Raw genomic sequence first — 13,609 nt, 5'->3', positions numbered from 1 at the left:
AGGCTCGAACACGCCATGATCCGATTTGATCACATCACCAAGAAATATCCCGGTACGAACCGACCGGCCCTGAACTCCATCGACGTCGAGATTCTTCGCGGCGAATTCGTGTTCCTGGTCGGGGCTTCGGGCTCGGGAAAGTCGAGTTGCCTTCGCCTGATGTTGAAGGAGGAGAAGCCGTCCAGCGGGAGCATTCACGTGCTCGGCCAGGACCTGCGCTCCATCTCCAACCGCAAGGTGCCCTACTTCCGTCGCAACCTCGGCGTGGTCTTCCAGGACTTCCGCCTGCTGCCGAACAAGAGCGTCTACGACAACGTCGCCTTCAGCCTGCAGGTGATCGGCAAGTCTCGCGGGTACATCCAGGAGGCTGTGCCTGACACGTTGCAGATGGTGGGGCTGGCCGAGAAGGCGCAGCGCCTGCCGCACGAACTCTCCGGTGGTGAGCAGCAGCGTGTGGCCATCGCCCGCGCGATCGTCAACAAGCCGCAGATCGTTCTGGCCGACGAGCCCACCGGTAACCTCGACCCCACGACGAGCGCCGAGATCATGTCGTTGCTGGCCCGGATCAACGCCGGCGGCACCACTGTCATCATGGCCACCCACGAGGCGGGCATCGTCGACAAGATGAAGCGCCGCGTGATCGAGCTGTCCGCCGGGCAGATCGTGCGTGACGAGCGCCAGGGTGGTTATGCCACCGCGGCCATCCCCATGGTGCTGCCCCCGGGTGAGCGTGCCCCGTCCAGGTCTTCACGGATGCCGTCCACTGGTGCGGCGACGGGAGCCACCACGGGCCCGAGCACGGGCCCGACGCCCGCCGCGCCGCTGACCTACCCCGCTCCGGAGGTGCTGCCCCAGGAGGTGGCCTCGGCGGAGGTCGAAGCCGCTGCTGTCGCGGTGAACACAGCTCCGCCCGCCGAGGAGTCCGAGGTGGCTACCACCGCGTCGGTTCCCGAGCGTCATGCCGAGCCCGCCGCCGCTCAGCCGGTGGCCGTCGAGCGCGAGGCTGCCCAGCCGGTTGCTGCCCAGCAGGCGCCCGTCGTCGAATACGCCCAGCCTGTCGTTGAATACGCCCCGCCGGCCGAGGCCGAGCCGGCCGAGCCGGCGGCGAACGTCGAGCCGCCGGCATCCACCATGAGCCGGCCGGTTATCCCGGTCACCCAGCATGACGAGCCGGAGCAGCTCACGCTGGCCGAGAAGCTCGGTCTGCGGGCGCCCGGTGAGAAGCCCGACCCCACCATTGAGCAGAACGTAGGACCCACCCGATGAGACTCGGACTCGTACTTTCCGAAGCCTCCCACGGCTTGCGGCGCAACGCCTCGATGGTGGTCTCCGTCGTTCTGGTGACCTTCATCTCGCTGACTTTCGTCGGTGCCGCCATCCTGATGCAGATGCAGATCGGCCAGATGAAGAACTTCTGGTACGACCGTGCACAGGTGGGCATCTACATGTGCACGGCGATCTCGCCGGGGGAGACCTGCACGGCGGGCGAGGCCACCCAGGAGCAGATCGACTCGGTGAAGGCGCAGCTGGAGTCCCCGACTCTGGCGACGTTCATCGACAAGTACTACTTCGAGACGCACGAGCAGGCCTTCGAGAACTTCAAGACGCAGTTCGCGGGCAACCCGGTGGCGGATTATGTGACCCCCGAGCAGCTCAACCAGACGTTCTGGGTCAACCTGAAGAACCCGGAGGACTCCGACGTGCTCGTGGAGAGCCTCTCGGGTGTTGCGGGCGTTGAGAACGTCGCCGACCAGCGCAAGTACCTCGACCAGATCTTCTCCGTGCTCAACGTGGCCAGTTACACGGCCATCGGCATCGCGTCGCTGATGCTCGTGGCGGCGGCGCTGCTGATCGCCACGACCATCCGTCTGTCGGCGTTCTCCCGGCGGAAGGAGCTGGGCATCATGAGGCTGGTGGGTGCGTCGAACCGGTTCATTCAAACGCCGTTCATCCTCGAGGGGGTGTTCGCGGCTTTGCTGGGTTCGTTGCTTGCCGGTGGAGCGGTCGTGGCGCTGGTGAAGTTCTTCGTGCAGGACTTCCTTGGGGCGCGGCTCAGCGGCTTCGCTCTCGTCGACCTGCAGGATGCGTTGACCGTGGTGCCCATTCTGTTGGTGCTCGGTGCCGCCCTGGCGGCGGCGTCGGCCAACTTCGCCATCACCCGGTACCTGAAGGTCTGATCCGTCGCGGGCAGCGTGTCGGTGGCGGGTGCAGGTGCCGCTAGACTGATGGGCTGCCCGGCGGATGCCGGTCGCACCACAACTGATCGAGGAGAATGCCGTGCCCAGGGAAAAAGGCGAGAAGGTCGTCGCGACCAATCGCAAGGCGCGCCACGACTACCTCATCGAGGACACGTACGAGGCCGGAATGGTCTTGAGTGGCACCGAGGTGAAGTCCCTTCGGGCCGGCCGGGCGTCGCTTGTCGACGGCTATGCCTTCATCGAGTCCGGTGAGGCGTGGCTGGATGCCGTGCACATTCCGGAGTACACGGCCGGAACCTGGACCAACCACCCGCCGCGCCGCAAGCGCAAGCTGCTTCTGCACAAGCAGGAGATCATCAAGATCAGCCATAAGACCAAAGAGGGTGGATACACCCTCATCCCGCTGAAGATCTACTTCAGCGATGGCAAGGCCAAGGTCGAGATCGCGGTAGCCAAGGGTAAGAAGGAATTCGACAAGCGGCAGACCCTGCGCGAACGCCAGGACAAGCGCGAGTCCGACCGCGCGATCTCCGCGCGTCGCAACCTCGGCGACTAGCAGCACCCGCACTGCCCCCGGCCCGCTGATCAAGCAGGCCAAGCCCCGGTGGTCGAGCTTGTCGAGACCCGCTGATCAAGCAGGCGGTGATCCGGTGGTCGAGCGTTTCGAGACCCGGTGGTCGAGCTTGTCGAGACCCGGTGGTCGAGCTTGTCGAGACCCGGTGAGTCATTCCGTGTTCGGCGGTTTTCGGGTGTTGGGGTCGTGGGCGCGGTGCTGGTTGGGCCGTCGCCATGTTCCGGTCGGGTCGATCCAGTGCGGTGCTTTCACCTGCGGCATCCCGTTGACCATGCGGATCTTCCACCCGGAGGTGTTGATGGTGTGGTGGTGGTACCAGCAGAGCAACACTCCGTTGTCGATGTCGGTGCGGCCGCCTTGTTCCCAGGGGATGACGTGGTGGATTTCGGTCCATTGGGGTGGGCAGGTGCAGCCGGGGGTGATGCAGCCGCCATCCCGGGCGGTGATCTCGCGGCGTTGCAGGGGGCTGAAGCAGCGGGCTTTGTTACCCAGGGCGAGGACGGCGCCGTTGCCGCCGAAGAACACGGGCCGGATGCCACCGTTGTCGACCATCTGATTGATCGTCTTCATCGACAGGGGCGCATCCACGCCGTCGATCCAGCCGACGCCGATGCCGGCGAGGAGATCCGCGGCACTCACGTGCACCATCACGGTTGGTGGCATCCCGCCCAGGGTCGGGGTGCGGGGGTCTTGGGCGACCTGGGTGAGGATGCCGCGGAGGATGTCGGCTCGTTTCTCGCCGCCGCTGCGTTCGTCGAGGATCTCCCCGGGGACGAGTTCGCCGGCCTCGATGCGTTCCTGTTCCTCGGCGGAGGGGAACCGGGGTGCGGTGCGGGCGGACTGGTACGTGTTGAACAAGGTTTGGATGATGCCTTTGAGCTCCGGCGTCACGCCGCCGCGGAGCGGGTAGAGGCCGTTGCGGATCCCACCGAACGAGAACGTCGACTTCGCCTCGAGGACCTCCTCGTTCGGGGCGAGACCGTCCGGGTTCAGGGCCGCCTGCCACTGCAGCGCCATGTCGCGAAGCGCGTCAGCGGGGTAGGCGAACCCGTCCGAGTCGCCCAGCCGGGTGATCGGGTCGTCGTCGCCCGTGCGGCCGTAGAGGGAGCCGGTGGCCGATTCCACCAGGCCCGCCTCGGCCGCGTCAACATCGGCCGGGTTCGCGTCGAAGCGACCGTGGACCTTGTAGTCGGCCAGGCCCTTCACGATCTCCTCGGCCGCATCGAGACCGAGTTCCCCGTCGGCCAGGGCGGCGGCGACGGTCGGGAACACGGGGTCCAGGACGGTGCCGCCCATCATGCGTGGGGCGATCTTCTCGCCCAACCGCACCCGCCGTTTCATCTCCTGCCCCGACGCCCCGGTCAACCGGGTCAACAAATCCGTGTGGTGCGACGCGCCGAGCTTCCACGCCAACGAGTCCCGGCCCAGGCCCGTCCGGGACCGGTAGTCCACGACCGTGGCCGTGGTCACCCGGGCCAGATCGGCCGGCCGGCCGACCTTCTCGGTCATCTGGGTCAGGGCGACCAGCTCCGCATCGTTGAGGCCGTCAACATCGATCGAGCCCATCACCTCCTGCACCACCGCGGCGGCTTCGGACAGGAGGTGCAGTTTCTCCCCGAACTCACCGGTGTGAGCGCGCTGCACCGCGGGGAGGTCTGCGGGGTCCCGCCAGATCGGCTGCGGGGCACCCCGGCGAGCCGGGCGGGCAGGTGCCGGCCTGACAGGCTCGCCGTCGGTGTTGTCGGCCCGGTCGGTACCAGAGCCCGAGTCGGGGGTGGATCCAGCGCCGGAGCGAGTGTCGGTGGGAGTGTCGGTGGCTGCGTTTACGCTCGAGTCAGCGGCGACATCGAAGGCGGCGGGAACGGGTGCCGGACCAGCCAGGCTGGTGTTCCAGTCCTGCGGAGTGCTGCCGGTGGGAGTGCCTCCCAGCGGTGCGGTGGAGCCGTTTACGAGCTCTTCGTCCATACCCCTATTCTCCCACGAATCAGAGAATATTGTGAGGAAATGTCAAGTTATCAACAAGGGAATCTCGAGAATATTTGCGCCGGAGTCATTGCAGGTTCATAGAGGTTTCTAAGGGGATCTCGACAGGCTCGATCGACGATCGGGGCACGGTGGACAGCAGGTCGCGGGATCTCGACAGGCTCGATCGGCGATCGGGGGCGGTGGACAGCGGCTTGCGGGATCTCGACGGGCTCGATCAACGATCGGGCACGGTGGACAGTAGGGCGCGGGATCTCGACGGGGTCGACCGGCGGCCAGGAGTCCCCGGTTGGGTAACAGTTGCGCGGGCAAGCCGGCGGCCGAGTGCACTGGTGGGGGAAAGTGTTGTATCCTGAAAGGCCGTAGTGGCGGGCTGCAATGTTCGTCACTGCGGTCTTGGAAACAAGATTGGTAACTCAACAGCGTGTGACAACAACCGCGTCTCGTGCGACTCCTAGAGAGCCGTCGACACGTGAACATGGGGATGATCGGTTTCGACATTGCCTGCGTAACTGTGAGAAGCGGGTCGAGGATGCAGGGTTATCTCGTTAACGATCTCTGCAAAACAATAAGTGCCAATTCAAACCGCACTGTCTCGCGTTCCGCTTTCGCCCTCGCGGCCTAAGTAGAACCACATTGAGACCGTCAGACCGGGAATGCTCTCTACTCGGACCCTGACGTCATTTAGAGAGATTGCTCCTATCCTGAGCCTCGGGGTATAGGGGGACTTAAACGAGGGCTGGGCTCGTCGGATCAGCTGACAGTGGCAAGTTCCGGAGCCGAGTAGAACGATTTCACTGGATACACCCGTAGAAGAAACATGACCACAGCAATGGACCGGGGTTCAATTCCCCGCATCTCCACCATTGGGTTGTTGCCACACGCTGCTGACTTGCCCGTTGAGCTCCTCACGCGAACGCCATCCCTCGGGGTGGCGTTTTTGCGTGCTGAGCCGTTCGTATGCTCAGGCGCCCAGGAACGACTCGTGCCGGTAGCCGTCGGCGTCGAGCACAACCGCCGTCGACTCCGGCACCTCCACGAAGACGCCCGGCAGGTCGTTGAGCGGCTCGGACACCACGACCCGGGCATGATCCCCGAACGCCGCCAGGCGCGCCTGGTCGGGGTACATCTCACGCAGGGTCGGGATGTCGGTGGAGTGGAACAGGGAGCGTGTGCGCCCTTGGGACGAATAACGGAACGCCCACAGCGTGCTGCCGTCCGACACGGCGACCGTGCCCTGCCAGGGGAAGCGCACATCGTGCTCGTGGCCCACAGTCTCGACCATCCGGATCGCCCGTCCGACGGCCGCGATGGGATCGTCCTGCAGCCCGAGCGTGAGCGCGAGATGGAACAATACCTCCGAATCCGTCGTCCCCAGAACGTTGGGGTACAGGCCAGGGTCGATCGCCAGGGTGAGGTCGCGTTTCAGGTCCCGCCAGCCCGAGATGGCCCCATTGTGCATGAACATCCAGTTCTCGTACCGAAACGGATGACAGTTGGTCTGCTGGATCGGCGGCCCCGCGGCGGCGCGAACATGCGTGAAGAACAGCGGGCTCTCGATCGCCCGCGTGAGTTCGCGCAGGTTCTGGTCGTTCCAGGCCGGCTCGATGCTGTGGAACAGTGCCGGTTCGGCCGTCGCGGCCGCCCCAGAGGCGTACCAGCCGAATCCGAAGCCGTCACCGTTCACAGTCTCGGCGCCGAGCGGGGAGTCCAGCGATTGCGCCACGATCGAGTGGGTGGCGTCGAGCACGATAGTGGAGGGACGCAACGGTTCCCCGATATAGGCCAGCCATCTACACATCGCGTCTCTCCCATCCGGCGCGACTGCGACGACGCGCACGCGCCTATTGTGCACCTCTCTGGTGGATCACGCCCTCCCGGCGGGTTGGTGCTGCACCCGGGTGTCCGCAGGGATCACGAGTGGGGTGCCCGTCACCGGGTCGGTGATCACCACGTTGGGCAACCCGAAGACCTCGGCGACCAGGTCGGCCGTGATCGTGCTCTGCGGAACTCCGTTGGCGACGACCCGGCCCTCCTGCATCGCGACGATGTTGGAGGCATACCGTGCAGCGTGGTTGAGGTCGTGCAGCACGGCCACGATGGTGCGGCCCTGGGCGTTGAGGCGGTGCAGCAGATTGAGAATCTCGATCTGGTGCGCGATATCCAGGTAGGTGGTGGGCTCGTCGAGCAGGATCAGGGGAGTCTGCTGGGCCAGCACCATGGCGATCCACACGCGCTGCCGCTGCCCACCCGAGAGTTCGTCCACCGGCCGTTTCGCCAGGTCGGCGACGCGCGTCTCGGCCAACGCCTCCGTCACCGCCGCCTCGTCGGCGACCGACCACTGCCGCAGCAGGCGCTGATGGGCGTAGCGGCCGCGCGCGACGAGTTCGGCCACGGTGATCCCCTCCGGCGATACGGCGCCCTGCGGCAGCAGCCCGAGCCGGCGGGCCGTGTCCTTGGCCGAGTACGAGGCGATATCCCGGCCGTCCAGCAAGACGGATCCCGATGACGCCGGCAACAATCCGGCCAGCGCCCGCAGCAGCGTGGATTTTCCGCACGCATTGGGGCCGATGATCGCGGTGAACGATCCGGGCGGCACGATGAGGTCGAGGCCGTCGATGACGCTCCGACGGTCGTACCGCACGGCCAGGCCCCTGGCCGCCAGCACAGAATCCTCCAGCACAGAATCCTCCAGCGGGGATTCGTCCAGTGCGGAATCGTGGGGTCCTGTGGGTGAGATCATGCTCGCCTCCGGGATTCGTGGATGAGGAGCCAGACGAGGTAGCCGCCGCCGAGGACAACGGTCACCACCCCAACGGGCACGGTCAGGGGGATGACGTGTTGGGCGATCAGGTCGGAGCAGAGCAGCAGAGCGCCGCCCACCAGGCCGGACAGGGCGAACGGGATGCCGGGGGAGCCGGCGAGCCGGCGGGTGATCTGGGGCGCGGCAAGGGCCACGAACGCGATCGGGCCGGCGACGGCCGTCACCACGCTCACCAGGCACACCGCGAGGGCGATGGCGGTGAGCCGGGTGCGGCCGACGGCGACCCCGGTGGCGGATGCGCTGTCGTCTCCCAGGTCGAGCTGTCGAACGGCCGGGACGATGGGCGGCAGCAACGCGAGTAGCACCAGGATGCAGATCCCTGCCGGCACCGCCGTGGCCGCGGTGACGGAATTCAGCGTGCCCGCGCCCCAGGCCGACGCGAACAGGGCGGTCTCCAACTCGGCCCGCAACAGCATCCAGGTGTTGACCGACGCGAGCATGGCGGAGATGCCGATGCCGACCACGATGAAACGGAAACCGTGCAGCCCGCCGCGGTAGGCGAGTAGGTAGATGGCCACGGCTGCCAGCAGTCCGCCGACCAGGGAGCCGGCGGTCAGCAACGGCCAGCTGCCGCCGAAGGCCAGAAGGGCCACGAGCATTCCCGTGAACGAGCCGTTCGCGAGCCCGATGATGTCCGGGCTGGCCAGCGGGTTGCGGGTCACGGTCTGGAAGATGGCGCCCGCCACGGCAAGGGCGGCGCCGAAGAGCACAGCCGCCGCCGCCCGCGGCAGCCGCCACTCGAGCACCACGATGCGGGGCAGTCCGTCGAGGCGGCCGGTGACGGCACCGACGACCTCGGCCGGCGTCACGGGGAAGTCACCGAGGGTGAGAGCGAGGAGGAGCAGGACGACGGAGACCCCCGCCACGCTCAGGCCGACGAGGACGGAGCGTGTACGGATGGCCGGGCCCATCCGGGTCACGGGGCTCCGGGGCATAGCGCTCCGGGCCAGAGTGCTCCGGGTGCCGCCGCTGCGGTTCACAACGCTGTCGCCGATCGACGGCGGGCCAGCGCGATCAGCACGGGCGCGCCCACGAAGGCCGTCACAATGCCCACGGGCATCTCGCTCGGAAGCACCGCGACCCGGCCCAGCACATCGGACAGCAGGACGAGCGACGGGCCCAGCAACAGTGACCCCAGCACGATCCCGCGCTGGTCTGTGCCGAGCGTCCACCGCACGACGTGCGGCACCACCAGGCCCACGAAAACGAGCGGCCCGGCCACGGCCGTTGCGCTGCCGGCCAGGAGGGTCACGGCGGCGAGCACGACCAGCTGGATGCGCCGCACGCTGACGCCCTGCGACCGGGCCACATCGGGTCCAAGCGCTATCGAGTTGAGCCCGCGCGCGGCACCCAGCGCGAGGGCCAGGCCCACCAGCACGAGGGGGAGCACGGGCAGCACGACGTCGAGCCCGCGTTCGAGGAGGCTTCCGGCGCTCCAGCCGCGCATCCGGTCGAACGTGTCGGGATGGGTGAGGGCGAGCCCCGTGGTGAGACCCGCGAACACGGCGCCGATGGCGACACCGGTGACGGTGAGCCGCACCGGGCCGGCCGCCGGGCCGCCGGCCGAACCGATCACATACACCGCGATGGTGAGCACCAGGGCGCCGGCGCAGGCCAGCCAGACGTACCCGGATGGGCTCGTCACGCCGAGGAAGGTGATGCCGACGGCCACGAAGAATGCGGCGCCCGCGTTGACCCCGAGGATCCCTGGGTCGGCGAGCGGGTTGCGGGTGAAGGCCTGGATGAGCGCCCCGGCCACGCCGAGGGCGGCACCCACCGTGAGTCCGGCCGCCGTGCGGGGCAGGCGCTGATCCCAGATCACGAAGCGGGACTCCGCGGTGCCGCCACCGAACAGGGTGTCGAGCACGGTGCCCGGGTGCACGGGATTCGCACCGACGACGATGGAGAGCCCCACGGCCGCGATCAGGACGACCAGGGCGGTGCCGAACCAGGCCGTGCGGAACCAGGCCGTGCCGAACCCAGCGATGCCGAACCAAACTGCGCCGACCCCGGGCGCGCGTCGGCCGTCGCCACCGCGTCCGGTCCGGGCCGCGGTGGCCGTGTGGGGCACGTCGAGCCCCGCTACTTGGTGCCGGCCAGGATGCGTTCGATGTCGTCCAGCACGGTCATGCCGCCCAGCGGCCCGACGCCGGTGATCCAGAACGACTGGTCCACGACGTTGAGTCCGGGGAAGGAGGCCGCGTTGGTGCGGATCGACTCGGGCACGAGTGTCGGGTCGGTCACGTCGGTCGCCGAGACCAGGACCAGATCGGCTTGGGCGTCAAGTACGCGCTCGGGGGAGATATCGACCGAGATCGAGCCTTCCCAGTCCCGCTCGGGGATGGTGAACCCGGCGCACTCGAGGGTGCTGCCGGCGAAGGAGGTGGGGCCGTACAGGGTGAGGATGCCGTCACGGGGGCGCACGAACTGGGCCGTCATGCCGGCCACGCCGTAGGTCTCGGCGATCTCGGCGCAGCGGTCCGTGTAGGCCGTGAGGAGGTCGTCGGCGCCGGCCTCGTCACCGAGGGCCCGGGCCACCAGGGCCACGTTGTCGGTCCACGGGTCGGCTTGGCTCGCCATGAACACGGTGGGGGCAATCGACGAGAGTTGGTCGTAGAGCGCGGAATGCCGCGACTCGGTGCCCAGGATGAGGTCGGGCTTGAGAGCCGCGATCTTTTCGATCGACGGCTCGGGAACGGTGCCCACGGTCGCGATCCCGGCCGCGGCGGCCCCGAGATAGGCCGGCACACCGGCCGCTTCGTTCAACACGGCCGCGCCGACCGGGATCAGGCCGAGCGCCACGGTGGTGTCCAGCTGCACGGGCTCCAGCACCACGACACGCTGCACGTCATTGGGAACCTCGGTCTCGCCGCGGGCGTGCTCGACCAGGTGCGTGCCGGTGTCCGGCGTCGACGTGGCGCCCGCCGCGCCGGTACCGGTGCCGGTGGAGGCCGTGGCGGAGCATCCGCTGACGGCGATTGCCACGACGACGGGCAGGGTGAGCGCGGCGAGCAGGCGCGACGGGTGACGGGAGGGGCGCATCGAGGATGTCCTTTCGACGGGGAGCTGGCGACGAGCATCGCGAATAGTTAGCTTAGCCTGTCCTAACCTGTCGATCAGTCCAGCGTGGTGCGTGCCCGGTCGTTCCAGTAGCCCTGCGAGTGCACCCGGTCGGGTGCGATTCCGGCCGCGTGCAGCACCGTGCGCAGCTGCGAGACCTGGCTGCTCTCGGTGGCCAGCCAAGCGTAGAAATCGTCACCCATGGCTGCCGCTGTGGCTCCCGACCGGCCGCTCCAGGCCTCCACAGCGCGGAGCAGGGTGGGTTCCCCGCCGGCGGGTTCGCGCCGCAGCACGGTCACGGTGTGGCCCTGGATCTCGGCGGTGAGCCAGGCCGCATCCCGGGGGTCCCCGGCTTCCAGGATGACCGTGGCCCTGCTCGTGGGGTGCAGGGCCGAGACGATGCCGCGAATGGCGGGGAACGCGGTTTCGTCTCCCGCCAGCAGCAGGTGGGTGGCCATGCCCGGCGACCACTGGATGCCGTGGCGGCGGTCGCTGAGTCTGCTGCTAGGACCCGACACGAGCAGCCGCTGGCCCACACCGGCGCCGACGGCCCAGCCGCTCGCCGGGCCGGGCCGGGCGTGCACGTAGAAGTCGAGGTCGATCTCACGCAGATCGGGGCGCACTGCACTGGTCGTGTAGCTGCGGAGGGCCGGCCGGTCGGTGGCCGGGAGGTCTCGCCAGCGCCGTCGCCACTCCGATTCGTGCAGCAGATCCTCGTCGAACGTGGCCGGGTACGCGCCGCTCGGCACCAGGATCTTGATGCGCTGGTCGAGGCCGTGCGCGGCGAACCGGTGCAGGTGTGCACCCGTCAGGGTGACGCGCAAAAACCCGGGTGAGAGCCGGCTGACCTGCCGCACCTCGGTGTCGAAGAGCGCATTGGGGGAGGACTGGAACAGCGCCGGCATCAGGCGGGGGACGTGTGCGGGTGCAGCCGGAGGCCGGTCGAGGTGACGATCGGCTCCCGCTGGCCCCCGGAGTGCACGATCTCGGTGCCGTGCACTGTGAGCTGGCTCGCGTGCGCGCGCAGGGCATCGGTCACGACGCCCAAATGCCCGGGCAGGTCGAACCATTCGCCGTCCGCCCGCGGCGCCTCGAGCACCTCGGCGAACGACGTGCCGGTCGCCTCGCAGGCGGCCAGGGTCGCGTCGTGGGCGCGCACGTGATCCGGATGCCCGTAGCCGCCGCCGTCGTCGTAGCTGATCACCAGGTCGGGGCGCAGCCTCACGATGAGGGCCGCGATGTCCGCAGCGACCTCGGTGAGCGGCGCCACCGATAGGGCGTCAGAGGCGGCGTCGTCGGCCGGTCCGGCCAGCCCCGGTCGCAGCCACACCATGCCCGAATCGCGGTACCGGCGCGCCTCGAGTCCGTCGACCCGGGCCGGCGCCTCGCCCAGCCAGAAGCGCTCGGTGATACCCAGGATGCCCGTGGCCCGCTCCAGCTCCCGGTCGCGTTCCCGGGCGAGCTCGTTCGTTCCCGCCAGGGCGGTCAGCGGCCCGGCGACGACCTCGCCGCGTTCCCCGCGTGAGCAGGTGAGCAGGAAGACCCGGCTGCCCCTGGCCACGTACTCGGCGATCAGCGCACCAGTGGAGATTGTCTCGTCATCGGGGTGGGCGTGCACGAAGAGAACCGAGCGCCGCCCGTCGAGCAGGCTCACGCGCAGACCGGGACCGGCAGCAGGGCGCAGTAGACCTCGAGGAGGTGGGCGGCCGACCGCGGCCAGTCGAACTCCTCTGCCCGGCGGCGGGCCGCCTGGGACAGGCGCCTGGCCAGCGTGTGGTCCGACAGCACCGCGGTGAGCGCATCCGCCCAGTCCTGGGGGTCACGGGATTCGATCAGGAGGCCGGTGTCACCGTCGATCACGGCCTCGCGGAGTCCGCCGGTGCCCTGGGCGATGACGGGCACACCGCTGGCGGCGGCCTCCAGGGCAACAAGGCCGAAGGTCTCGGAGTGCGAGGGCACCAGCACGACCCGGGCGCCGCGCATCAGTCCGGCGAGCTTGACCCGGTTGCAGGGCCCCACGAACCGTACCTGATCGGCGATGCCGTGCCGGGCGGCCAGGCGGGTGAGCTCGTCGATGTAGCCGTCGTAGTCGGCCGAGGCGTCGCCCGCGATCACGAGCTCCGGCCGCAACTCGCTCGGCACGGCCGCCAGCGCTTCGATGGCGAGGTCCAAGCCCTTGAGCGGTTGCAGGCGACCCGCGACAACGGCGTAGCCGAGAGCGTTCGCCCCGGCGACCGGTCCGTCGGCAGCAGCGAGAGGGTGGAACATGCCGCCGTCCACACCCGGCGGGACCACGACGATGCGGTCCATCGAGCCGCCCAACCGCTGCACGACGGTGTCGGCCTCGGCCGCGCTGATGGCCACGATGAGGTCGGATTCGCGGGCCAGCCAGGCCTCGCCGGCCATCCGTCCTCCGGATTCGGGCCGCTCGCCGGCCGACAGCGGTGTGGCCTCGTCGGCCGCGATGGAGTGGAAGCTCTGCACGTGCGGCACGCCGAGCTCGCGGGCCAGGGGCAGCATGGCCATGCCCGAGAACCAGTGGTGCGAGTGGATCACATCCCACGGTCCGAGGGAGCTCGCTCGCACGCGGAACTCGTCGATGAACCCCTCGTGGTCGCCCTTGGGCACCGAGCGGAGCGGTCCGGCGTCGAGGTAGCGCAGCGTGACGCCCGGGCTCAGGCGCCGAGTGGTGGGCATCTCGGGGGAGGAGCGCCGGGTGAGGATCTCGACCTGGTGGCCGAGCGCTGCCATGGCCTCGGCCTGGTGGCGAACCACCACGTTCATGCCACCGGCGTCACCCGATCCGGGCTCGGCACCGGGGGAGGTGTGCAGGGAAACCAGGGCGATGCGCAGGGAAGAGGTAACTGGGGACACTACAGAATCTTAGGACATCGGGCGGATGCGTAAGATGAGAGCCAGTTGTATGCAATGCGCGCCCGGGGTGGAGTGCGCCGCCACCTCGTCCAGTGA

General features: G+C 68.5%; 12 protein-coding genes and 1 other RNA gene. 4 read left to right on the top strand and 9 right to left on the bottom strand.

Annotated elements, in window-relative coordinates; translation table 11 throughout:
- Positions 1 to 15: 15 nt before the first annotated feature.
- The 3 genes from ftsE to smpB all read left to right on the top strand — a co-directional run bounded on the left by ftsE (position 16) and on the right by smpB (position 2,754).
- Positions 16 to 1,266 carry a cell division ATP-binding protein FtsE gene (ftsE, locus tag PA27867_RS11715; RefSeq protein ID WP_066596537.1) on the top strand — a complete coding sequence of 417 codons (1,251 nt, stop codon included), beginning with the start codon at positions 16 to 18 and terminating at the stop codon, positions 1,264 to 1,266.
- On the top strand, positions 1,263 to 2,177 hold the full coding sequence (gene ftsX / locus PA27867_RS11710; RefSeq protein WP_066596535.1) for a permease-like cell division protein FtsX: 915 nt from the start codon (positions 1,263 to 1,265) through the stop codon (positions 2,175 to 2,177). Before ftsE ends, ftsX begins: the two co-directional genes overlap by 4 nt.
- A 100-nt stretch (positions 2,178 to 2,277) precedes the next feature.
- Positions 2,278 to 2,754 carry an SsrA-binding protein SmpB gene (gene smpB, locus PA27867_RS11705; protein ID WP_066599783.1) on the top strand — a complete coding sequence of 159 codons (477 nt, stop codon included), beginning with the start codon at positions 2,278 to 2,280 and terminating at the stop codon, positions 2,752 to 2,754.
- A gap of 168 nt (positions 2,755 to 2,922) precedes the next feature.
- Here the strand turns inward: smpB and PA27867_RS11700 are convergent, their stop codons facing one another.
- On the bottom strand, positions 2,923 to 4,737 hold the full coding sequence (locus PA27867_RS11700; RefSeq protein ID WP_066596533.1) for an HNH endonuclease signature motif containing protein: 1,815 nt from the start codon (positions 4,735 to 4,737) through the stop codon (positions 2,923 to 2,925).
- A gap of 498 nt (positions 4,738 to 5,235) precedes the next feature.
- On the opposite strand from PA27867_RS11700, the gene ssrA reads away from it, so the two are divergent.
- Positions 5,236 to 5,621: a transfer-messenger RNA gene (gene ssrA, locus PA27867_RS11695) on the top strand.
- Positions 5,622 to 5,719: 98 nt separating this feature from the next.
- On the opposite strand, the gene PA27867_RS11690 is transcribed toward ssrA, so the two are convergent.
- The 8 genes from PA27867_RS11690 to PA27867_RS11655 form a co-directional block, all read right to left on the bottom strand.
- Positions 5,720 to 6,556 (bottom strand): class II glutamine amidotransferase, encoded by an 837-nt coding sequence (locus PA27867_RS11690; RefSeq protein WP_066596531.1) that lies wholly within the window; start codon positions 6,554 to 6,556, stop codon positions 5,720 to 5,722.
- Positions 6,557 to 6,622: 66 nt separating this feature from the next.
- On the bottom strand, positions 6,623 to 7,498 hold the full coding sequence (locus PA27867_RS11685; RefSeq protein ID WP_084021057.1) for an ABC transporter ATP-binding protein: 876 nt from the start codon (positions 7,496 to 7,498) through the stop codon (positions 6,623 to 6,625).
- Positions 7,495 to 8,514 carry a FecCD family ABC transporter permease gene (locus PA27867_RS11680; protein ID WP_066596530.1) on the bottom strand — a complete coding sequence of 340 codons (1,020 nt, stop codon included), beginning with the start codon at positions 8,512 to 8,514 and terminating at the stop codon, positions 7,495 to 7,497. Before PA27867_RS11680 ends, PA27867_RS11685 begins: the two co-directional genes overlap by 4 nt.
- A gap of 41 nt (positions 8,515 to 8,555) precedes the next feature.
- Positions 8,556 to 9,650 (bottom strand): iron chelate uptake ABC transporter family permease subunit, encoded by a 1,095-nt coding sequence (locus PA27867_RS11675; RefSeq protein ID WP_236900695.1) that lies wholly within the window; start codon positions 9,648 to 9,650, stop codon positions 8,556 to 8,558.
- 11 nt (positions 9,651 to 9,661) lie between these two features.
- A complete protein-coding gene (locus tag PA27867_RS11670; RefSeq protein WP_066596525.1) occupies positions 9,662 to 10,621 on the bottom strand; it encodes an ABC transporter substrate-binding protein in 960 nt (319 codons plus the stop codon).
- 74 nt (positions 10,622 to 10,695) lie between these two features.
- Positions 10,696 to 11,544: a siderophore-interacting protein gene (locus PA27867_RS11665; RefSeq protein WP_066596524.1), complete on the bottom strand. Its 849-nt coding sequence runs from the start codon at positions 11,542 to 11,544 to the stop codon at positions 10,696 to 10,698.
- Positions 11,544 to 12,293 carry a PIG-L deacetylase family protein gene (locus tag PA27867_RS11660; RefSeq protein ID WP_236900694.1) on the bottom strand — a complete coding sequence of 250 codons (750 nt, stop codon included), beginning with the start codon at positions 12,291 to 12,293 and terminating at the stop codon, positions 11,544 to 11,546. Before PA27867_RS11660 ends, PA27867_RS11665 begins: the two co-directional genes overlap by 1 nt.
- The gene (locus PA27867_RS11655) at positions 12,290 to 13,513 is read right to left on the bottom strand and encodes a glycosyltransferase (protein WP_066596522.1); all 1,224 of its coding nucleotides are present in this window, start codon (positions 13,511 to 13,513) and stop codon (positions 12,290 to 12,292) included. The genes PA27867_RS11660 and PA27867_RS11655 overlap by 4 nt, the downstream gene beginning before the upstream one ends.
- Positions 13,514 to 13,609: the final 96 nt, after the last annotated feature.

It is taken from the genome of Cryobacterium arcticum (genome assembly GCF_001679725.1).
GTDB lineage: Bacteria > Actinomycetota > Actinomycetes > Actinomycetales > Microbacteriaceae > Cryobacterium > Cryobacterium arcticum_A.
The sequence above is the reverse complement of the archived record's forward strand: the minus strand, read 5'-3'. Positions and strand labels throughout refer to the sequence as shown.

What these genes read in the sequence shown, in the direction of transcription:
- ftsE (WP_066596537.1), top strand. Translation starts at nt 16, where the DNA reads ATGATCCGATTTGATCACATCACCAAGAAATATCCCGGTACGAACCGA.
- ftsX (WP_066596535.1), top strand. Translation starts at nt 1,263, where the DNA reads ATGAGACTCGGACTCGTACTTTCCGAAGCCTCCCACGGCTTGCGGCGC.
- PA27867_RS11700 (WP_066596533.1), bottom strand. Translation starts at nt 4,737, where the DNA reads ATGGACGAAGAGCTCGTAAACGGCTCCACCGCACCGCTGGGAGGCACT.
- PA27867_RS11690 (WP_066596531.1), bottom strand. Translation starts at nt 6,556, where the DNA reads ATGTGTAGATGGCTGGCCTATATCGGGGAACCGTTGCGTCCCTCCACT.
- PA27867_RS11685 (WP_084021057.1), bottom strand. Translation starts at nt 7,498, where the DNA reads ATGATCTCACCCACAGGACCCCACGATTCCGCACTGGACGAATCCCCG.
- PA27867_RS11680 (WP_066596530.1), bottom strand. Translation starts at nt 8,514, where the DNA reads ATGCCCCGGAGCCCCGTGACCCGGATGGGCCCGGCCATCCGTACACGC.
- PA27867_RS11670 (WP_066596525.1), bottom strand. Translation starts at nt 10,621, where the DNA reads ATGCGCCCCTCCCGTCACCCGTCGCGCCTGCTCGCCGCGCTCACCCTG.
- PA27867_RS11665 (WP_066596524.1), bottom strand. Translation starts at nt 11,544, where the DNA reads ATGCCGGCGCTGTTCCAGTCCTCCCCCAATGCGCTCTTCGACACCGAG.